Source organism: Acidipropionibacterium jensenii (assembly GCF_005890135.1).
Lineage (GTDB): Bacteria > Actinomycetota > Actinomycetes > Propionibacteriales > Propionibacteriaceae > Acidipropionibacterium > Acidipropionibacterium jensenii.
This window is the reverse complement of record NZ_CP040635.1, coordinates 2068429-2087695: the sequence shown is the minus strand read 5'-3', so window position 1 is coordinate 2087695 and position 19267 is coordinate 2068429. Positions and strand designations below refer to the sequence as shown.

Annotated in this window: 15 protein-coding genes and 2 tRNA genes; 3 read left to right on the top strand and 14 right to left on the bottom strand. The window is 69.5% G+C overall.

The genetic code is table 11. From position 1 onward, the window contains the following. Window positions 1–91 precede the first annotated feature (91 nt). From clpX to FEZ32_RS09245, 11 genes are all read right to left on the bottom strand, one after another. Entirely contained in the window at window positions 92–1381 is a 1290-nt protein-coding gene (clpX, locus tag FEZ32_RS09295; protein ID WP_028702302.1) for an ATP-dependent Clp protease ATP-binding subunit ClpX, read from the bottom strand. 207 nt (window positions 1382–1588) lie between these two features. Further along, complete coding sequence (locus FEZ32_RS09290; RefSeq protein ID WP_097798568.1) at window positions 1589–2314, bottom strand: ATP-dependent Clp protease proteolytic subunit; 726 nt, start codon at window positions 2312–2314, stop codon at window positions 1589–1591. Window positions 2315–2322: 8 nt separating this feature from the next. Continuing rightward, window positions 2323–2934: an ATP-dependent Clp protease proteolytic subunit gene (locus FEZ32_RS09285; RefSeq protein WP_036980808.1), complete on the bottom strand. Its 612-nt coding sequence runs from the start codon at window positions 2932–2934 to the stop codon at window positions 2323–2325. Window positions 2935–3049: 115 nt separating this feature from the next. After that, window positions 3050–4423, bottom strand: coding sequence for an AI-2E family transporter (locus FEZ32_RS09280; protein ID WP_138680468.1), 1374 nt, complete (start codon window positions 4421–4423; stop codon window positions 3050–3052). A 149-nt stretch (window positions 4424–4572) separates the two neighbouring features. Then, entirely contained in the window at window positions 4573–6156 is a 1584-nt protein-coding gene (gene tig / locus FEZ32_RS09275) for a trigger factor (RefSeq protein WP_138680467.1), read from the bottom strand. 120 nt (window positions 6157–6276) lie between these two features. Further along, window positions 6277–6350 (bottom strand) — tRNA-Gly (locus tag FEZ32_RS09270). Window positions 6351–6441: 91 nt separating this feature from the next. Beyond that, window positions 6442–6514: transfer RNA gene (locus FEZ32_RS09265), tRNA-Pro, on the bottom strand. Window positions 6515–6748: 234 nt separating this feature from the next. Next, window positions 6749–7585 carry an alpha/beta fold hydrolase gene (locus FEZ32_RS09260; protein ID WP_051238095.1) on the bottom strand — a complete coding sequence of 279 codons (837 nt, stop codon included), beginning with the start codon at window positions 7583–7585 and terminating at the stop codon, window positions 6749–6751. Then, window positions 7575–10826 (bottom strand): bifunctional lysylphosphatidylglycerol synthetase/lysine--tRNA ligase LysX, encoded by a 3252-nt coding sequence (lysX, locus tag FEZ32_RS09255; RefSeq protein ID WP_138680912.1) that lies wholly within the window; start codon window positions 10824–10826, stop codon window positions 7575–7577. The genes FEZ32_RS09260 and lysX overlap by 11 nt, the downstream gene beginning before the upstream one ends. Before the next feature lie 194 nt (window positions 10827–11020). Continuing rightward, window positions 11021–12583, bottom strand: a complete 1563-nt coding sequence (locus FEZ32_RS09250) for a hypothetical protein (protein ID WP_138680466.1) — start codon at window positions 12581–12583, stop codon at window positions 11021–11023. Beyond that, a complete protein-coding gene (locus FEZ32_RS09245) occupies window positions 12580–13395 on the bottom strand; it encodes an Fpg/Nei family DNA glycosylase (RefSeq protein ID WP_028702297.1) in 816 nt (271 codons plus the stop codon). The genes FEZ32_RS09250 and FEZ32_RS09245 overlap by 4 nt, the downstream gene beginning before the upstream one ends. A 31-nt stretch (window positions 13396–13426) precedes the next feature. On the opposite strand from FEZ32_RS09245, the gene FEZ32_RS13565 reads away from it, so the two are divergent. Continuing rightward, a complete protein-coding gene (locus FEZ32_RS13565) occupies window positions 13427–13735 on the top strand; it encodes a hypothetical protein (RefSeq protein WP_175415770.1) in 309 nt (102 codons plus the stop codon). A gap of 20 nt (window positions 13736–13755) precedes the next feature. Here FEZ32_RS13565 and FEZ32_RS09235 read toward each other — a convergent pair whose 3' ends face one another. Next, window positions 13756–14229, bottom strand: coding sequence for a ribose-5-phosphate isomerase (locus FEZ32_RS09235; protein WP_028702296.1), 474 nt, complete (start codon window positions 14227–14229; stop codon window positions 13756–13758). 59 nt (window positions 14230–14288) lie between these two features. Between FEZ32_RS09235 and FEZ32_RS09230 the strand changes: the two genes are divergently transcribed. Continuing rightward, window positions 14289–15608, top strand: coding sequence for a GNAT family N-acetyltransferase (locus tag FEZ32_RS09230; protein WP_138680465.1), 1320 nt, complete (start codon window positions 14289–14291; stop codon window positions 15606–15608). Window positions 15609–15668: 60 nt separating this feature from the next. Continuing rightward, a complete protein-coding gene (locus FEZ32_RS09225; RefSeq protein ID WP_097798562.1) occupies window positions 15669–16271 on the top strand; it encodes a GNAT family N-acetyltransferase in 603 nt (200 codons plus the stop codon). Window positions 16272–16401: 130 nt separating this feature from the next. Here FEZ32_RS09225 and ligA read toward each other — a convergent pair whose 3' ends face one another. Together ligA and FEZ32_RS09215 are read right to left on the bottom strand one after the other, a co-directional pair. Next, complete coding sequence (ligA, locus tag FEZ32_RS09220; RefSeq protein WP_138680464.1) at window positions 16402–18630, bottom strand: NAD-dependent DNA ligase LigA; 2229 nt, start codon at window positions 18628–18630, stop codon at window positions 16402–16404. A gap of 34 nt (window positions 18631–18664) precedes the next feature. Then, entirely contained in the window at window positions 18665–19267 is a 603-nt protein-coding gene (locus tag FEZ32_RS09215; protein ID WP_175415769.1) for a mycothiol-dependent nitroreductase Rv2466c family protein, read from the bottom strand.

The following is a 19267-nucleotide window of genomic DNA, read 5'->3' as shown; positions in this document are numbered from 1 at the left end:
GGTTATCCCTGCCCTCTGACACTCTCCCCGTCTCGCTCCACCGTCAGCGGTTCTCAGCCGATCAGCCGATCGCTGGACGCCTCAGCCGCCCTCAGGCGGTGAGCTTGCCGCGGCTCTGACTGATCTTGACCCGGGACTCCAGCCGACACTGCTCGGACCCCTCGACGGCACCGGCGGTGACGACGACGCGGGCGACGTCCTCCCGGGAGGGCACCTCGAACATCGCCTCCATCAGGGTCTCCTCGATGATCGAGCGCAGCCCGCGGGCACCGGTCTTGCGCTCCAGGGCCTTGGCGGCGATCGCCTCCAGGGAGTCCTCGGTGAACTCCAGCTGGACGCCGTCCAGTTCGAAGAGCTTCTCGAACTGGCGGGTGAGGGCGTTGCGCGGCTCGGTGAGGATGCGCACCAGGGAGTCGCGGTCCAGCGAGTGGACCGTGGTGATCATCGGCAGCCGGCCGATGAACTCGGGGATCAGGCCGAACTTGTGGAGGTCCTCGGGGGTCACCTGGGCGAGGATGTCGGAGGTGTCGATCCGCTGGGCGGTCGGATCGGTGTTGAACCCGAGGGGCCGGGTGCCGACCCGCTTGGTGATGATGTCCTCCAGGCCGGCGAAGGCGCCGCCGACGATGAACAGGATGTTGGTGGTGTCGATCTGCAGGAAGTCCTGGTGGGGATGCTTGCGGCCGCCCTGTGGCGGGACCGCCGCCACGGTGCCCTCCAGAATCTTCAGCAGGGCCTGCTGCACTCCCTCACCGGAGACGTCGCGGGTGATCGACGGGTTCTCCGACTTGCGGGCCACCTTGTCGATCTCGTCGATGTAGATGATTCCGGTCTCGGCCTTCTTGACGTCGAAGTCGGCGGCCTGGATGAGTTTGAGCAGGATGTTCTCGACATCCTCGCCGACATAGCCGGCCTCGGTGAGGGCGGTGGCGTCGGCCATCGCGAAGGGGACGTTGAGGCGTCGGGCCAGGGTCTGGGCGAGATAGGTCTTGCCGCAGCCGGTGGGTCCCAGGACCAGGATGTTGGACTTGCCGAGCTCAATCCCGTCGTCCTCGGCGCGTCGGGCGTGGGGGGTCTCCTGGGAGACCTGGATCCGCTTGTAGTGGTTGTAGACAGCCACCGACAGGGTCTTCTTCGCCTCGTCCTGACCGATCACGTAGGAGTCGAGGAAGTCGCGGATCTCGCGGGGGTGGGGAAGCTCGTCGATCGGGCCGAGTTCGCTGGACTCGGTGAACTCCTCCTCGATGATCTCGTTGCACAGGTCGATGCACTCGTCGCAGATGTACACCCCCGGGCCCGCAATGAGTTTCTTGACCTGCTTCTGGCTCTTTCCGCAGAACGAGCACTTGAACAGATCGCTGCTCTCGCCGATCCGTGCCATGAGCTTCTCCTCCTTCCCCTGGGCCCGTCGTTCAGGCCTGTCGTGTCCCGATGGGGCCGATACCTCCGACCCGGTCCGGGCCGATCTCCCGGGGGCCTGTGGGGCCCCTATCGTGTTGCGATGTGGGCTGTTGTTTCAACCTAGCCCGCCGGGGGTCCCGAGATCCTCAGGACCCCCGCGAGCCGTGCCCCCGAGGGGGCGGGATCCTCACACCGAGGTGAGGATGTCGTCGATGAGGCCGTACTCCTTGGCTCCCTCGGCGGTGAGGTACTTGTCACGGTCGACATCCTGGGAGACCTGCTCCTCGGTCTGGCCGGTGGCCTCCGAGAGCATCTTCTCCATCAGCCTGCGGATCCGCTGGATCTCGTTGGCCTGGATCTCGATGTCGGAGGACTGACCGTAGCTCGACTGGCCCATCGCGGGCTGGTGGATGAGGATCGTCGAGTTCGGCAGGGCCAACCGCTTGCCCTTGGTGCCGGCGGCGAGCAGGACCGCCGCCGCCGAGGCCGCCATTCCCAGGCAGATCGTCTGGATGTCGGGGCGCACGTAGTTCATCGTGTCGTAGATGGCGCTCATCGCGGAGAAGGAGCCGCCGGGCGAGTTGATGTACATGCTGATCTGGCGGTCCGGGTCCATCGACTGCAGGCACAGCAGCTGGGCCATCACGGCATTGGCGATGTCGTCGGTGACCGGGGTGCCGAGGAAGATGATCCGGTCCTCGAAGAGCTTGGTGTAGGGGTCGACCCGCCGCACCCCGTAGGAGGTGCGCTCCTCCCACTGGGGGATGTAGTAGTCCATCGAGGGTGCGGGCTGGCTGCTCGTCGACGAGGGCATCGTCGAGGGCATCACGGGTGAGACCGGGGAGACGCCGGCGCCGGCCAGCGCGTGGGCGGCCTGCTGGGCGTTGAATCCGGCCATCGTGGAAAGATCCATCGGAAACCTCACTTGGTGGGAGCGTCGTGCGGGATCTGCGAGGCGTTCTCGTAGACGTGGTCGATGAAGCCGTACTCGAGGGACTCCTCGGCGGTGAACCAGTGGTCCCGGTCGGAGTCGGCCTCGATCTTCTCGACCGGCTGGCCGGTGTGCTCGGCGATGATGCGCGCCATCTCCTTCTTGATGTCGACCAGGAACCTCGCGTGGATGGCGACCTCGGTGGCGGTGCCACCGATCCCTCCCAGCGGCTGGTGCATCAGGATCTTGGAGTGCGGCAGGGCATATCGCTTGCCCTTGGCGCCGGCGGTGAGCAGGAACTGCCCCATCGAGGCGGCCATCCCCATGGCCACCGTCGCGACGTCGTTGGAGATCCACTGCATGGTGTCGTAGATCGCCATTCCCGCGGTGATCGATCCGCCCGGGGAGTTGATGTAGAGGTAGATGTCGGCCTCGGGGTCCTCGGCGTTCAGGAGGAGCATCTGGGCGCACAACGCGTTGGCGTTCTCGTCCTTGACCTCCGAACCCAGGAAGATGATGCGGTTGCGCAGCAGGGACTGGTAGACGTTGTCGGTCATTCCGCCGCCGAGGGACTCCCCGGCCATCCGAGGTGCGCCCGCCATGATGGGTGCATTGGTGTCGTTCACGTCTACGAACCTACCGTGTGCCACCGACACTTCACGGCCCCCCGTGCGGGTTTCGCGCACGGCGGGGCCGTCGGGACGCCCGGACCGGGGCTCAGTCGGGGGCGGACTGGCCCGAGGAGGACTCGAGCTCGTCGCCGCGCGGGGAGATCAGCGCATTGACCCAACGGGACTCGGGATCGGGATCGATGAGCATCGCCTTGACCAGCAGGGAGCAGGGAAGCGCGATGAGGGTGCCCAGGGCGCCGAACACCCATCCCCACAGCAGCAGGGAGAGGAAGGACAGGGTGGGCGTCAGCCCCACCGCGTCCCCGGCGAAGGTCGGCTGAATGATCGACTGGACGACGAAGTTGAGCACCGAGTAGGCGGCGACGACGATCACCGCGCTCACCCAGCCCTTGTCGAACAGGGCCAGCATCGCCGGGGGGATCACGCCGATCACGAAGCCGATGTTGGGCACGTAGTTGGTGAGGAAGCTGAACAGCGCCCAGACCGCGGCCAGCGGAACACCGATCGCCGCCAGCACACCCCAGTCGAGCAGCGCCACGATGAGGCCGAAGACGGTGGTGACCAGCCAGTACCGCCGGATTCCGGAGGCGAAGGCGATCAGCGAGGCGACGATGCCCGGCTTCTGCCGGCCGGCGGCCTCCAGCCTCTCGCCGAACCGGGAGGTGTCCATCACCATGAAGATCATCCCGGTGATGATCACCACGATCATGGTGAGCACCGAGGTGGTGTCCGACAGCAGCGAGGTGGCGACCCCGACCACCTGCTGGGGATCGATCCGTCGCACCTTCTCCAGGATGAACTCCTCGTCCCAGCCGATTCTGGTGAGCAGTTCGATGGCGTTGCGGTACAGCGACTCCATCTGCGGGACGTACTTCTGCATCTGGGTGATGGTGGCGGCCACCGACCATGCGATACCGGCAAGGAAGCCGCCCAGGACCAGGACGACGACCAGGCCGGTGATGATCGCGGAGATCCCCCTGGGCCAGTGGTGGCGGACCAGGAAGGAGTGGATCGGGTAGGCGGTGATCATGAGGTTCAGCGCCAGGAACATCGGGGCGATGACGCCGGCCAGATCGTGGAGCAGACTGAAGGCCAGCCAGGCGGCCCCGATGGTGAGCACCGCCACGGTGAATCTGGGCAGGGTTCCGTGTTCCTGCGGGACGCCGGGGTGCGGCTCGGCCCCGTGGTCCTGGCTGGCCGACACCGGCTCGCCGCCGACACCCCGATCGGCGGTGCCCTGATCGGCGGCAACACTCTGATCGGCGGTGCCCTGATCGGCGACGTTGACCGGCTGCTGCGGAATCGGCGGCGGGGTCACCGCGGTGACCGCCTGGACCTTGGAGATCTGTCGGCGGACCGCCCGCTGGATCCGGACCAGTCGGCCGGAGGACGGCTCCTCCGATCGTGTCGGGGACTCCTCGGTCCCCTCACCGTCCGGGCTGGATGATCGTCGCGTCATGAACTACCCCTCCCTGGAGACGCCGAACCGGCACCGCACGACGTCTCATCGCGGGTGCCGGTTCGGATCACCGTACCGTCGAGCGGCCGTGCTGGCACGATCCTGCCAGATCGGCAGCCCGTTGCCCGCACGGGACTCGGGTCAGATCATCACTTCTTGGCGGAAGCCTTGGACTTGGCCTTGGCCTTGGGCTCGTCGGACTTGGGCTCGTCGGCCTTGGCCTTGGGCTCGTCGGACTTGGGCTCGTCTGCCTTGGCCTTGGCCTTCGGCTCATCAACCTTCGCCTCGTCGGCCTTCGCCTCGTCGGCCTTCGCCTCGTCGGCCTCGTCGGCGGGCTCATCGGCCTTGTCGGCGGGCGCGGCGGCCTCGTCATCGGCCGGAGCGTCGGAGATCGAACCGTCGGGCTGGATGCGGTCCAGCTCCAGGACAGTGCCGGAGGCGTCCTTGACGGTGGCCTGCTTGACCATCGAGGCCAGCGCCTTGCCGCGTCGGATCTCCTCCATCCACTCAGCCAGATGGTTGTGCTCCATCATGTGCTGGGCCTCCTGCTGCGGCGTCGAGCCGTTCTGCTGGGCCTTGCGGACGATGAGCTCGGACAGCTCGTTCTGCTCGACGCCGATCTCGTCGTCGTCGGCCATCTTGTCGAGCACGATCTGGGCCTTGAGGGCGTCCAGCGAGCGCTTCTCGATCTCCGCCCAGAAGGCGTCCTCGTCCTCGGCCTCCTCCTCGGAGTCCTCGAGGTACTGCTCGACGGTCAGTCCGGCCTGGGCGAGCTGCTGGCTCACCTGGTTGCGGCGGGCCTCCAGCTCGGAGTCGACCAGGGCCTGCGGCAGCTCGATGTCGATCTTGGAGATGACGGCCTCGAGGACCTTGTCGCGGGCATCGGCGGACTGGTCCAGACGGGCCATCCCCTCCAGCGAGTTGCGCATGTCCTGGCGCATCTCGTCGACGGTGTCGAACTGGCTGACCAGCTGGGCGAAGTCGTCGTCGACCTCCGGCAGCTTCTGCTCGGAGACCTTGGTGACGGTGGCCTCGATCTCGGCCTCCTCGTCGCGGTGGGCGCCGCCCAGCAGCTTGGAGGTGAAGGTCGCCGACTCGCCGGCCTTCAGGCCGGTGACGGCCTCGTCGAGACCCTCGAGCATGCCGCCCGAACCGATCTTGTAGGTGATGTCATCGGCGGTGGCGTCCTCGAGGACCTCACCGTTCTGGGAACCCTTGAGGTTGAGCACCACGACGTCGCCGTCAGCAGCCGGGCGCTCGACCTCGGTGTTGGTGGCGAAGCGCTGACGCAGGGTCTCGATGCGCTCGTCGACGTCCTCGTCGGGGACGTCGAGGTCGGGCACCTCGACCTCGATGGTCGAGACATCGGGCAGGTCGAAGTCGGGACGGATGTCCACCTCGGCGGTGAACTCGACGTCGACGTCCTTGCCGTGGTCCTCGAGCTTGGTGACCTCGATGTCGGGCTGGCCGAGAGGAACGATCTTGTTGTCGTTGACGGCGCTGCTGTAGGCGGTCGGCAGGGCGTCGTTGATGGCCTCCTGGAGGACCGCGCCGCGTCCGAACCGCTGGTCGATGACGGGGGCCGGCACCTTGCCCTTCCGGAAGCCGGGGACGTTCACCTGGCCGGCGATGTCCTTGTAGGCCTTGTCGAGGCTGGGCTTCAGCTCTTCGAAAGGAATCTCGACAGTGAGCTTCACGCGATTGTTGGTGAGCTGCTCGAGGGTGCTGGGCACGAAGTTCTCCTGATGGTCCGGGGTAACACAGTCTCCGCCCGTCACGGCGGGGACACACGCCGTGCAATTGTACCGAGCGCAGATGGGGTCCACCAATGCTGGAAAACCCACGGCGGCATGTGGAGCGGATGACGAGAATCGAACTCGCGTAGCCAGTTTGGAAGACTGGGGCTCTACCATTGAGCTACATCCGCACGTCCCTGACGGAACTCGGGTAATGCTACATGGAACCGGCCGTCGCGTCATATCCGCCGGATCTCGCCGACGATGAGGCCGTACCGTCCGTCGGGGCGACGGGACTCGAACCCGCGATCTCCTGCTCCCAAAGCAGGCGCGCTAGCCACTACGCTACGCCCCGATCCCACCGCCTCGGCGGCAGAACGACGGCCAGTGTAGTGGACCCGACGCCGTCCGGCATCCCGACTCCCGGCTGTCGTGCGCGAGTCTCACCCGCGGTCGTCTGCGCGGGTGGCCCGAGGACCGCCTCGCAGCGGTCCTGCGGCAATGGTCCCCGGGCCGCCCTGCGGCACCGGAACCAGAGCCGTCCCGAGGAATCGGGCCCGGCTGGGCCAGGACGGACGGCGGCGCAGACTCAGGACAGCTCCCGGATCGCCCCGGCGATCGCCCCGGGTTCGTCGAGCATGATGAGATGACGCGAGCCGTGGACGACCCGCAGCTCGGCCCCCAGCAGTCGGGCGAGCCTGTCCTGACGGTCGACCTCCTGCTCGGCGTGGGAGTGTTCTGCCGACAGCAGGATCGTGGCGGTGCCGGGCCAGGGGTGATGCGCCCGGACCTCCATCAGCTCCCAGGCCTGGCGGGGGTAGGCCAGCAGTTCGGCGGTGGACATCGCCAGGGAGTCCGGGTCGGCGAAGACCTCCCTGAGTCGGTGGGTCCGCAGGTATCCGCGCAGCCGTCCGGCCGACCAGCTGGTCTGCAGCAGGGTGCCGGTGGCCATCGTGAGCTCCCCCAGTCCCGACAGGCCGCTTCGGGCGGCCAGCCGGACGGTGTGGGCCAGGCGGCTGCCCTGAGGACCGGGACGACGCGCGTGCCACTCGACCGAGGGGTCGACCAGCACCAGGCCGGCCACCAGGTCGGGGTGCTCACGGATCATTGCCTCGGCGTGGAAGGCGGCCATCGAGTGGGCGACCAGGATCACCGGCGGGCCGATCCGGCGGGCCAGCGCGGTCGCCGTCTGCGCCTCCTCGGCCAGGCTCGGGAGCCGTCCGGGCCAGCGCGTGCCGCCCATCCCGGGTCGGTCGTATGAGACCACCAGACGGTCGGGAAGATCCTCGACGACCGGACGCCACAGCTCGCTGGACTGCGCCGCTCCCGACATCAGCAGGGCGGCCGGGCCCCGGCCGTGACGGATCCTCAGCCGGACCTGTCGCGGCCCCGCCGATGTCGGCGTCTCGACGATCTCATCGGTCACCGCGACCCGTCCCCTCCCGCCGTGCCGGGCGCACCAGCGGGAAGGCGATGGTCTCCCGGATCGAGGTGTCGGTGAGCATCATCACCAACCGGTCCAGGCCCATCCCCATCCCTCCCGAGGGGGGCATCGCGAACTCCAGGGCCTGGAGGAAGTCCTCGTCCAGCTCCATCGCCTCAGGGTCCCCGCCGGCGGCGCGCAGGGACTGGTCGGTGAACCGCTTGCGCTGGATCACCGGGTCGACGAGCTCGGTGTAGGCGGTCGCCACCTCATCCCCCAGGACGATGAGGTCCCACTTCTCGGCGAGCCGCGGGTCGTCGCGGTGCTGTCGGGTCAGCGGCGAGACGTCGGTCGGGAAGTCGCAGAAGAAGGTCGGCGCGACCGTGACGTGCTCGGACAGGTGCTCATGGAGCTCCAGGACCACGTCTCCGCGCTCCCACTTCGGGGAGACGGCGATCCCCAGCCGGTCGGCGTGACGGATCAGCTCCTCCTTGGAGGTGTCGGCGGTGATCTCCTCGCCCAGGGCCGCGGAGATCCCCTCGTTGACCGTCACCACCCGCCACTCCTCGGCCAGGTCGATCTCGTGCTCGACGCCGGAGCGGTCGCGACCCCGGATCGACGTGCCGCCGGTGGCCCGCCGGGCCGCGGTGAGGATCATCTCGCGGGTGAGATGGCGCATCTGCACGTAGTCGCCGTAGGCCTGGTAGGCCTCCAGCATCGTGAACTCCGGGTTGTGGGTGGCGTCGGCCCCCTCGTTGCGGAAGTTGCGACCGATCTCGAAGACCCGGCCGGCACCGCCCACCATCAGCCTCTTGAGGAACAGCTCCGGCGCGATCCGCAGGTACAGATCCAGGTCGTAGGCGTTGATGTGGGTGCGGAAGGGCCGGGCATTGGCCCCGCCGTGGATGGTCTGGAGGATCGGCGTCTCGACCTCCAGGTAGTCGTGGCCCAGCAGGGTCTCGCGCACCGCCCGGATGGTCTCGGAGCGGGCCCTCAACTGGTCGCGGGCCGACCTGTTGATGATGAGGTCCAGGTAGCGCCGACGGACCCGGGCCTCCGGGTCGCTCATCCCGGAGCGGCGGTCCGGCAGCGGCCGCAGTGCCTTGGCGGCCAACCGCCAGGAGGTCAGCAGCAGGGAACGGGTGCCGTTGCGGGTCGGTCCGACGGTGCCCTCGGCCAGCAGATGGTCGCCCAGCGAGATCTGGGAGCGGAACAGGGCCATCGACCCGGCTCCCAGCGCCGAGACCTCCAGGACGACCTGGGCCGATCCGGACCAGTCGGCCACCTCGGCGAAGATCACCCCGCCGTGGTCGCGCACCGCCAGCACCCGTCCGACGACGGAGATGGACTCCCCCATCGCCACCGTCTCCACGTCGTGCGGCCGGTGGTCGGGGTGGATATCGGGCGGGTAGGCCTGTCCCCCCTCGTCGAGGATGTGCTGTCGGGTGGCCATCCTGGCCCGCATCTGCTCGGGCACCGGCCGGGTCGGGAGCAGGGAGGGTTTCGACTGCTCGGCGAGGAAGGCGGCGATCTCGGGACGGGACTCGGCGGTGTAGATCGGCTGGACCGGAAGCGGCAGCGGACGCATCCATCGCGGCAGGTCCAGCTGCCCCTCGGCCTGTCCCAGGGCGACACCGACCTGCCCCAGATCGGCGGCGTCGGCGTATCCCAGGTAGCGCGCCTGCCACTGCGGGCTGTACTTGACGTTGGACCGGTAGAGCTGCTCGATCTGGAACCAGCGGGAGGCGGCCGCGATGAGTCGCCGGTTGAGTCTCTGCAGGAGGGTGGCCCCGACCCGCGAACCCTCCTCGATGGCCTCGCGGAAGACCGCGAAGTTCAGTGAGACGTGGTGCAGACCCATCTCCCGGCCCGCCGACATCAGCCCGGCCACCATGAGCTCGGTGACCCCGTTGTCGGCCCTCGGGTCTCGGCGCATCACGTCCAGGGAGAGCCCGTCCTCCCCCCACGGCACGAAGGACAGCAGTCCGGCGGTGCCCTGGTCGTCGGGATAGCGGGCCTCCACCATCACGCAGCGTCCGTCCAGGACGTCGCCCAGGCGAGACAGGGCCATCGAGAACCCGCGCTCGTCGCCGTCGACGCGCCACCGGTCGGCGAGGGTGATGAGCTCTTCCAGCTCGGCCGGGGCGATGTCCTCGTGGCGGCGGACCCGCACCGAGTAGCCGGCCTTGTGCAACCGGTCGACGGTGCCGCGGACGGCCTTCAGCTCGTGGTCGTCCAGGTGGAAGGTCGACGGCGAGATGATCGCCTCGTCGCCGATCCTCATCACTCTCAGGCCGGCCCGCTCCCATGCGGTGGCGCCGGCCTCCGAGGTCCCCAGCACGGCCGGTGTCCAGCCGAAGGTGTGGGCGGTGCGCAGGAAGGAGTCGATCGCCGCGGGCCACTGGGAGGCGGGTCCGATCGGGTCCCCGGCGGCCAGCATCACCCCCGAGACGGTGCGGTAGGCGATGGCGGCCCGCCGGTTGGCCGAGAAGGACACCGACTTGTCGCGACGCAGGGCGAAGTAGCCCAGCGAGTCCGCAGGATTGGCGGCCAGCAGGCGACGCACCTCCAGCTCCTCGGCCAGGGTCATCACCGCGACCTCCCGCTGGGAGCGCAGCAGCACGATGAGGGCGGCGACCAGGGTACCGGCGATGAGCAGTCCGATGATGTCGCCCACCCAGGCGGGGGCCAACGGGCCGGTGTCGGCGCGGTGGCCCTCCAGCATCCGGGCGATGAGGTGCCACAGCCGGCTGCGGGGGCGTCCCGATCCGCCGGAGGCCCACACCAGCAGCCATCCGATGAGGGCGGTGGCGGCCAGTCCCGAGACCAGCACCACGATGGCCCGGCGCAGATTGGCCCGGGCGGTGCGGGCACCGAACTGGGAGTGGTTCTCCACCAGGACCAGCAGGATCCAGCCGACGCTCACGACGTTGAACAGGTAGGAGGCGATCCCCATGTCCTCGAACGGGTCGGTGGGGTCTCCCTGAACCACCTCGACGATGAGGACGACGAAGAAGAACACCGACACGAGCCACATCAACCCGAACATCACCAGGCAACCCAGCCAGGCGATGCGCTTACGGCGGTTCAGGGAGTAGGCCAGCACCATCAGCAGGACGACCAGCCCCCAGCTGCCCAGGTCGGTCGGGAAGACCAGCACCGAGAACAGCGAGCTCAGGCCCTGGACCCACCAGGTCTGGGCGAACAACAACCTCAGGGCGGTCAGGACCGCTCCCACGAGCATGAGTCGCGGAACGACCACGGCGGCGCCGCGTCTGGATCGGGTTTCTGCGATGGTCACGCTCACACTGTGCCACCCGGGGTGCAGCCTTCGCGCGCACCACACCGATCGGCGCCACTCCGGAACGCGCCCGCAACCTCGGCAACAGAGGTGTTCTCCCCAGCCCCCCGGTCGCTCCCTGCCCGCTCCCTGCGCGCTCACCAGAGCAGCAGGGCCAGCGTCTCGTCTCTCAGCTCCGGGTCGAGCAGCAGCCGACGGGCGGTCCGTTGCCGCAGCCGGGTGACGTCGACACCCCAGTCGGGGCCGATCTGCCACCACTGCGGCCAGAAGGAGCAGATGGCCGAGGCCCAGGCCGACTGGATCGGGTCCACCGGGCCGGTCCGGCCCATCAGGGGGCGGGGGCCGGGGACGGGCAGCGCCGACCCGAGCCACCACAGCGCGGCCAGGGCGTCTGCGTCCGGGCCGTCGTCGACGCCCGGTCCAGGGTTCGGTCCTGGGCTCGGTACGGGGCCCGGTCGCAGCAGCACCGACCGTTCGGCGCGCACCAGCGGGTCGTCGGCCCTGCCGCTGCGGGGTGCCGGGACCTGCCAGTCGTGGAGGAGGGCCCGCGACCGGGCCAGCGCGTGGCCGATGAGAGTGCCGGGGGCCTCCGCGGGCAGGCTCGCCAGGCCCTCCATCGCAGACTCCCAGATGTCGGCGTCGCCGATCTGGGCAGCCACCGTGATCGCGGAGACAACGGTGAAGAAGTCGGCGCCCGGGCGCGCCAGCCGGTTCTCCAGGGACTCGGCGACCGCGGCGACGACGTCCTCGCCGCGGACCGCCCCGACCGGGGTGGCCTGGAGCAGGATCCACAACTGCGCCCCGGTGACCAGCCGGGGATCCATTCCCTCGAGGATCTCCTCGGCGCGCCGGCGGGCGTGGTCGCGGGCCATCATCGCCCAGCCGACCATCAGCCGCGTGGTGCCGCGGGCCTGGCGCACCTGCACCTCGTGCATGACGTCGTGGTCGAGGCCGTGGTCGACGTCGTGCCCGAGACCGTGCACGACGTCGTGATCTGTTGTCGGGGAGTCGGTGCCGGGACTCAGCCACTGGTCGCTCGGTGCGCCGTCCAGGAGCAGTCCGGCGTCGGGGGTGTCCAGCCAGATCTCCTGGTCGACGGCGGGATCGACCAGCAGTTCGTCGGGCAGCCAGGACGGCAGTCTGGCTGCCGCCGAGGCGACGTCGTCGACCGGCGTGGCCCGCCACAGGGCGGTGCGGGTGCGTCCCGGCTCCAGGGTCAGCGACTCCCCCAGCGGGCGGATCCCCTCGACGTCCAGGCTGGAGTCCCCGACGATCTGGCGCCAGACGATCCGTCGCCCAGCCGGGTCCTGCGGGTCCCGGTCGGTGAGGGCGAGGCCCTCGGCGCCGGCGGTCCACACCTGGACCGGACTGTCGGTTCCGAACCGCCAGACCGGCCCCGGCACCTCGACCGACGTCATGGCCTCGGACGGCGGAGCCACCGCGATGCGGATGTCCCAGCTCTCGTCGATGCTCTGACGGATCCTCATCCGCGCCCCGCTGGGGTGAATCGCGCTCACCTCGATCTCGGTGCCCGGCCGGTCGGCCTCCCTCACCCGCCAGGGGGAGGGTGCGCTGACCAGGACCTCCCCGGGTGGGGAGCAGCCGGTCACCCGGGGCCAGGAGTCGGCGTCGACCCCGAGGTCGAGAGTCCAGCCCTGCCAGTCCACTGACCGGGAGTCGGAACCTGACGCCGGGGTCATCGGTGCCTCCGCTGGCAGCGCGGGCACCAGAACAGGTGGCGTCCGGCCAGATTGGTCCGGCGCACGGTGGTTCCGCAGACCAGGCAGGGCTGTCCGTCCCGGCGGTAGACGTAGACCTCGCCGCCGTGCCGGTCGAGGCGAGGGGGCCGCCCCATCGCCTCCGGGGTGTGCTCGGGCCGGACGGTGTCGATGCGACCGGTGGCCACCCCGCGGCGCATCAGGACCACCAGGTCCTCCCAGATGGCCTGCCAGGTCGCGTGCGCCAGTCTGTTCCCGGGGGTCATCGGGTCGATCCGGTGGCGGAAGAGCACCTCGGCCCGGTAGATGTTGCCCACCCCGGCGGTGATCGACTGGTCCATCAGCAGCACCCCGATCGCCCGGGTGCTGCGGTGGATGGCCCGCCAGGCTTTCTCCGGATCGGCATCGGGGCGGATCGGGTCGGAGCCGACGGTGGACAGGACGGCCTCCCACTCCTCGTCGCTGAGCAGTCGGCACCACTGCGGTCCTCGCAGATCGGCAGAGCTCACGGCGTCCTCGATGCGCAGTCTCACCTGGCCGTGCACCGGGGTGATCGGCCCCACCGTGAACCTGCCGATGAGTCCGAGGTGGATGTGGACCAGGTGGGCTCCCTCGGCGGCGAAGTCGATGAGCAGGTGCTTGCCCCAGGCCTGTGCCCCGCGCAGCCGGCTGCCGTTGAGATGGGCGGCCTCCACCGCGAAGCGGCCCTGGGGGGAGGTGACGGTCACCTCCTCGCCCGCGAAGGCGTCCTCGATGGCGCCTGCAAGACGGTGGATGACGTGCCCCTCTGGCAACTCGGCCTCCCGGACGTGGTGGAATGGAGCAATGAGCAGGTCCGGCAGGCCGACCACGAACGGGCGGCGATCCGGCCCGGTCGTCGACCGGGTCCGTGCGCTGCGCGCCCGCGAGCTGCTGGGCCGTCAACACCGTACGCCGCCCTCGGAGACGGTGCCGATGCCCGCGAATGGCCGCGAGTGGCCGTTCATCCTCGATTCGCTGAGGAGACGGGCACGGGGCGAGGACCACAGGGCCGAGGGCCGGGGTGCCGGCCGGGCCGGTAGCAGGGATGCCGGCCACGGTGCCGACGGGGACGCGACCCGGACCGACGGACGGGACGACGCCCCCACGAAGTGATCAGCCGGGATCGGCCTGGATCAGCTGAGGGCTCCGGCCGACTCCCAGTGGGCCAGCTTCTCGATCCGGCGCTGGTGGCGCTCGACCCCGGAGAACGGGGTGGTGAGGAAGACCTTCACCCACTCCCAGGCGTCCTCGACCGACTGCATCCGGCCACCCAGGGAGATCACATTGGCGTCATTGTGCTCACGGGCGAGCTGGGCCATCTCGGCGTTGTAGACCAGCGCCGCGCGGATCCCGGCCACCTTGTTCGCCGCGATCTGCTCGCCGTTGCCCGAACCCCCGCACACGATCCCCAGCGAGCCCGGCTCGGCGACCACCGCCTGGGCGCAGGGGATGCAGAAGTCGGGGTAGTCGTCCTCAGCGTCATAGCTGGTGGCCCCGTGGTCGACGACCTGGTAGCCGGCAGCGCGGAGCTCCTTGACCAGGTACTCCTTCAGCTCGAAGGCGGCGTGATCGGTGGCGACATGGACATGGCTGGGATGGAAGGTCATGGGCTCATCCTTTCATCGCCCGATCGGCCGTTGACGTGGGGCTCCGATACGGTGAGGGCATGTCCGAGGATCGACGCAGGCCCGATGTCAGCCAACCGCGAGAACTGCCAGACCCCTACCGGTTGGCGCGGGTGGTCACCGACGGGACGGTCTCCCAGGGAATCGTCGCGCAGTGCCGGGCGGTCAATCTGGGCTTCCACATGCCCTGGCCGGACGACGACTTCCTGAACCACTTCGCCCAGCACGTCGCCGGGGAGCGCCTCTGGGCGGTCCAGGGCCCCGAGGACGACCCGGAGCTGCCGGGTCTGCCGGTCGCCACCCTGGCCAGCTACGACCAGACCATCAACACCGGCCACGGTCACCTCGAGCCGGCCGACTTCATCACCGATGTGACGGTCCGTCCGACCCATCGGCGTCGAGGCCTGCTCCGCGGTCTCATCAGCCACGATCTGGCGGCGGCCAGACGGGCCGGCCTGTCGATGGCTGCTCTCACCGCGACCGAGGGGGCCATCTACGGCCGTTTCGGGTTCGGGGTGTCCACCCAGAACCAGCGCATCGAGGTGACCAGCGGGGGCCGGTTCGTGCTGTCCCACCGCCCCGAGGGCTCGGTGGAGATGGTGGCTCCCGGAAAGATCGACGAGCTGCGTCTGGAACTGTTCCGGCGCTTCCACGCCTCCCGCCGCGGCTCCCACGGCCGCCTCGACTGGTGGGTCGAGTTCGCCTCCGGACGCTGGTCCTACGAGAGGCAGAAGCCCGACCGGAGGGTCCGTTCGGCGATCCACCGGGATTCCCAGGGCCGCCCCGACGGGGTGGTGTCCTACCAGGTCACCGAGGACTTCGGGAGCACCCTGGAGGTGCACGACCTCATCGCTGTCACCGCCGACGCCGAACTGGGCCTGTGGGAGTTCCTGGCCTCCATCGACCTGGTGACCAAGATCACCGCCGGAAACACGAATCCAGACACCCCCCTTCCGTGGGCCGTCCGGGACCCGCGGCTGGTGCGCTTCACCGGACGGTCGGACCTCACCTGGGTGCGCATCCTCGACGTCGTGAAAGCGCTGTCGGTGCGCGGCTGGGACCACACCGGCTCGGTGGTGCTGCGTGTCACCGATCCGCTGGAGTGGTGCACCGGCAGCTACCGGATCGAGGTGAGCGACCCGGAGCGGCCCGCCGTGGTCACCCGGGTGGCCGACGACGCGGCGGGGACCGAGGGGCATGCCACCATCGGGATCACCGCCCTGGGATCGCTGTACTTCGGCGCCGTGCGGGCCCAGTCCCTGGCCGGGGCGGGTCACCTGCGCGGCACCGCCGAGCAGATCCAGACGATCGGACGGATGTTCGCCACCGACGACCTCCCGTTCAGCATCACCGAGTTCTGAGACACCAAGCTTCACGGCACCGACTCCCGCGACACCGAGTTCTGAGACAAGGAGACCACCATGGCCTGGATCGATCCCGGACTGACTCTCACAGGGCGGATCGTGCGGCTGGAGCCGCTCTCGATGGACCATCTCGACGCGCTGCGGGAGGCCACCCGCGACGGCGATCTGGGAGATCGCCTGTGGTGGACCTCGACACCGAACCCGGAGCGGATGGCCGAGGACATCGCCGGCAAGCTAGCGGCCCGTGACGCCGGCACGATGGTGCCCTTCGTCTGCGTGCGGCTGGCCGATGAGCAGGTCGTCGGGGTGACCACCTACTACGACCTGGAGCCCTCGGTGCCGCGTCTGGAGATCGGCTACACCTGGACCCGCGCCTCATGCCAGGGCACCGGCACCAATCCCGACTCCAAGCGGCTGCTGATCGCCCATGCGATGGAGGAGCTCGGCTGCCAGCGCGTCGGGCTGCGCACCAAGTGGACCAACCAGCAGTCGCGGGCCGCGATCGAGAGACTCGGGTTCCGCCGCGACGGGGTGCTGCGCGGCTACGCCCGCCACGCCAACGGGGTCCTGGACGACTCCGTCGTCTACTCCCTGCTGTCCCACGAGTGGCCGGCGGTGCGGCGGCGTCTGGAGGACCGGGTGGCGCGTCACCTGAGCTGATCGGTCCCGGCGGCCGGGCTATGCGGCCCGGACGATCACGACCGGGGCCGCCTCCCGCACCGCGCGCCAGGATCCTCGTGGCGGTCGGCCGGTGCTCACCGGGACTCGGCCGCCAAGGGGTGTGTCGGCCTCAGCCGACCGTCGGCACCCCCTGGGGTCCGTGGTCCAGGAGATGGCGGAATCCCGCCTCGTCGAGGATCGGGCGGCCCAGTTCCCGCGCCCTGGTCTCCTTGGACCCGGCGTTGGCCCCCACCACGACGTAGTCGGTCTTCCTGGAGACCGATCCGGCGGCCTTCCCGCCGCGCGACAGGATGGCCTCCTTGGCCTCGTCCCGGCTGAATCCCTCCAGGCTGCCGGTGACCACCACGGTGAGCCCCTCCAGGGTGGCCGCCGGCCCCCCGGAGGTGTCATCGGCCATCCGCACTCCGGCGGCGGCCCAGCGCTCGACGATCTCCTGGTGCCAGTCGACCCCGAACCAGTCGATCACCGACTCGGCGATCACGGGTCCGACCCCGTCGGTCTGGGCCAGTTCCTCCTGACTGGCGGCGCGGATCGCCGCCAGGGAGCCGAACCGGGTGGCCAGGGCGCGGGCCGCCGTCGGCCCGACGTGGCGGATGGACAGCGCCACCAGGACCCGCCACAGCGGCTGGTTGCGGGCCTTGGCCAGCTCGTCGAACATCTTGCGGGTGTTGGCCGCCGGGGCCGAGGGCCGGGTCCTGGTGGCCCGGGTCCAGAAGTAGGGTTCCCGGACCCACGGCCCGGGAGAGCCCTTCACCTTGCGCTGGCGCCACACCTGGACGTCGGCGAGGTCGTCGGGTTGCAGGTCGAACAGTCCGGCCTCGCTGGTGAGCACCGGGGTCTGGGGTTCGGGCATCTCCCCGGTCACCAGAGAGGGGTCGGGCCGGGCGTTCTCAGGATCAGTGAGGGCGATCGCGGCCTCCCATCCCAGGGCCTCGATGTCGAGTCCGGAGCGGGAGGCCAGCGCGAAGACGCGCTCGCGCAGCTGGGAGGGGCAGCCTCTGGTGTTGGGGCAGCGCAGGTCCTTGTCCCCCTCCTTCTCGTAGCCGAGGGTGGCTCCGCAGGAGGGGCAGACGGTCGGCATCTGGAACTCCCGCTCGGTGCCGTCGCGCAGCTCGACGACCGGCCCGAGGATCTCGGGAATGACGTCTCCGGCCTTCCTCAGCACGACCGTGTCGCCGATCAGGACACCCTTGCGCTTCACCTCGAAGGCGTTGTGCAGGGTCGCCATCTCGACCGTGGAGCCCGCCACCGCGACCGGCTCCATCACCCCGTAGGGGGTGACCCGGCCGGTCCGGCCGACGTTGACGCGGATGTCCAGCAGCTTGGTGTTGACCTCCTCGGGCGAGTACTTGAAGGCGATCGCCCAGCGGGGGGCCCGGGAGGTGGCACCCAGCGCCCGCTGCACCTCGACGTCGTCCATCTTGACGACGATCCCGTCGATCTGGTGGGCGGCCTCGTCGCGGTGCTCCCCCCAGTACTGGACGAAGTCCATCACCTGGCCGGGGGTGTCGACCAGCTTGTAGTAGGGCGAGACCGGCAGTCCCCACTCGGCGAGCTTGCGGTAGGCGTGGCCCTGGCTGGGGAAGTCGTGGCCGTCCACCCGTCCCAGTCCGTGGCAGATCATCGACAGCGGCCGTCCGGCGGTGACCCGGGGGTCCTTCTGGCGCAGCGACCCGGCCGCCGCGTTGCGGGGGTTGGCGAACGGCGGCTTGCCCACCTCGACCAGATGGGCGTTGAGATCGGCGAAGTCCTCCACCGGGAAGAAGACCTCCCCGCGCACCTCCAGCAGGGCGGGGATGTCGTCGCCGGTGAGTCGCTGCGGGATGGCCCGAATGGTGCGCACATTGCCGGTGACGTCCTCGCCGACCCGTCCGTCGCCGCGGGTGGCACCGCTGTCGAGCCGGCCGTTGCGGTAGACCAGATCCAGGGCGAGGCCGTCGATCTTGAGTTCGCACAGCAGCTGGGAGTGCTCACCGGGGACCTGCTGGGAGGCTGTCGCCCCGGCCCGGGCGATCCACTCGGCGAGCTCGTCCAGGGTGAAGACGTTGTCCAGGCTGAGCAGCCGCTCGATGTGCTGCACCGGGGCGAAGTCGGTGACCTTCTGCGGCGCGCCGACGCGCTGGGTGGGCGAGTCCGGGGTGCGCAGCTGGGGGTTGTGCTCCTCCAATGACTGGAGGTCGCGCATCAGGTGGTCGTACCGGGCATCGGAGATGGTCGGCGCATCGGCACCGTAGTAGGCCTCCTGGGCGGCCAGGATCTGGTCGACCAGCTCCTTCCAGGTGTGCCGCAGCGTCGACTCGGAGGTGCTGGCCTCCACCGGGTTCTCCTCATTCACCATGGATCCATCCTTGCGCACCGAGATTCCCCCTCGCTCAGTCGAAGATCGGCCCCACCGTCCGGGTCCGCTTCAGCTCGAAGAATCCCGGGTAGGAGACCATCTTGAGGAAGCCGTCGAAGAGTTCACCGGCCTGCTCCGCCTTGGGAGCCGGGGAGATCACCGGGCCGAACAGCGCCATCCCGTTGACGTGCAGGACGGGGGTGCCGACGTCCTGGCCGACCGGGTCCATCCCCTCGTGGTGGGAGGCCCTCATCGCCTCGTCGAACTCCTCGGTGGTGGCGCGCTCGGCGATACCGGTGTCGTAGCCGCACTCCTGGAGTGCGGCGGCCACGGTGTCGCGGTCGTGCGGGGCCCTGCCCAGGTGGTAGCGGGTGCCCAGTGCGGTGTAGAAGGGGCGCACCGCCTCCTGACCGTAGCTGGTGGCCACAGCGGTGGCGGCCCGGGCGCCGATCCAGGCCCGGTCCATCTCCCGCCGGTAGTCCTCGGGCAGGTCCCGCCCCTCGTTGAGCACCGCCAGGCTCATCACGTGGAAGACGGTGTGGACGTCGCGGACCTTCTCCACCTCGAGCATCCATCGCGAGGTCATCCAGGCCCACGGGCATGCCGGGTCGAACCAGAAGTCAACAGTTGTCGTCAT

What these genes read in the sequence shown, in the direction of transcription:
- FEZ32_RS09225 (WP_097798562.1), top strand. Translation starts at nt 15,669, where the DNA reads ATGGCCTGGATCGATCCCGGACTGACTCTCACAGGGCGGATCGTGCGG.
- FEZ32_RS09285 (WP_036980808.1), bottom strand. Translation starts at nt 2,934, where the DNA reads ATGGCGGGCGCACCTCGGATGGCCGGGGAGTCCCTCGGCGGCGGAATG.
- ligA (WP_138680464.1), bottom strand. Translation starts at nt 18,630, where the DNA reads ATGGTGAATGAGGAGAACCCGGTGGAGGCCAGCACCTCCGAGTCGACG.
- FEZ32_RS13565 (WP_175415770.1), top strand. Translation starts at nt 13,427, where the DNA reads ATGAGCAGGTCCGGCAGGCCGACCACGAACGGGCGGCGATCCGGCCCG.
- FEZ32_RS09290 (WP_097798568.1), bottom strand. Translation starts at nt 2,314, where the DNA reads ATGGATCTTTCCACGATGGCCGGATTCAACGCCCAGCAGGCCGCCCAC.
- FEZ32_RS09230 (WP_138680465.1), top strand. Translation starts at nt 14,289, where the DNA reads ATGTCCGAGGATCGACGCAGGCCCGATGTCAGCCAACCGCGAGAACTG.
- FEZ32_RS09250 (WP_138680466.1), bottom strand. Translation starts at nt 12,583, where the DNA reads ATGACCCCGGCGTCAGGTTCCGACTCCCGGTCAGTGGACTGGCAGGGC.
- lysX (WP_138680912.1), bottom strand. Translation starts at nt 10,826, where the DNA reads ATGCTCGTGGGAGCGGTCCTGACCGCCCTGAGGTTGTTGTTCGCCCAG.
- clpX (WP_028702302.1), bottom strand. Translation starts at nt 1,381, where the DNA reads ATGGCACGGATCGGCGAGAGCAGCGATCTGTTCAAGTGCTCGTTCTGC.
- FEZ32_RS09235 (WP_028702296.1), bottom strand. Translation starts at nt 14,229, where the DNA reads ATGACCTTCCATCCCAGCCATGTCCATGTCGCCACCGATCACGCCGCC.
- FEZ32_RS09215 (WP_175415769.1), bottom strand. Translation starts at nt 19,267, where the DNA reads ATGACGACAACTGTTGACTTCTGGTTCGACCCGGCATGCCCGTGGGCC.
- FEZ32_RS09280 (WP_138680468.1), bottom strand. Translation starts at nt 4,423, where the DNA reads ATGACGCGACGATCATCCAGCCCGGACGGTGAGGGGACCGAGGAGTCC.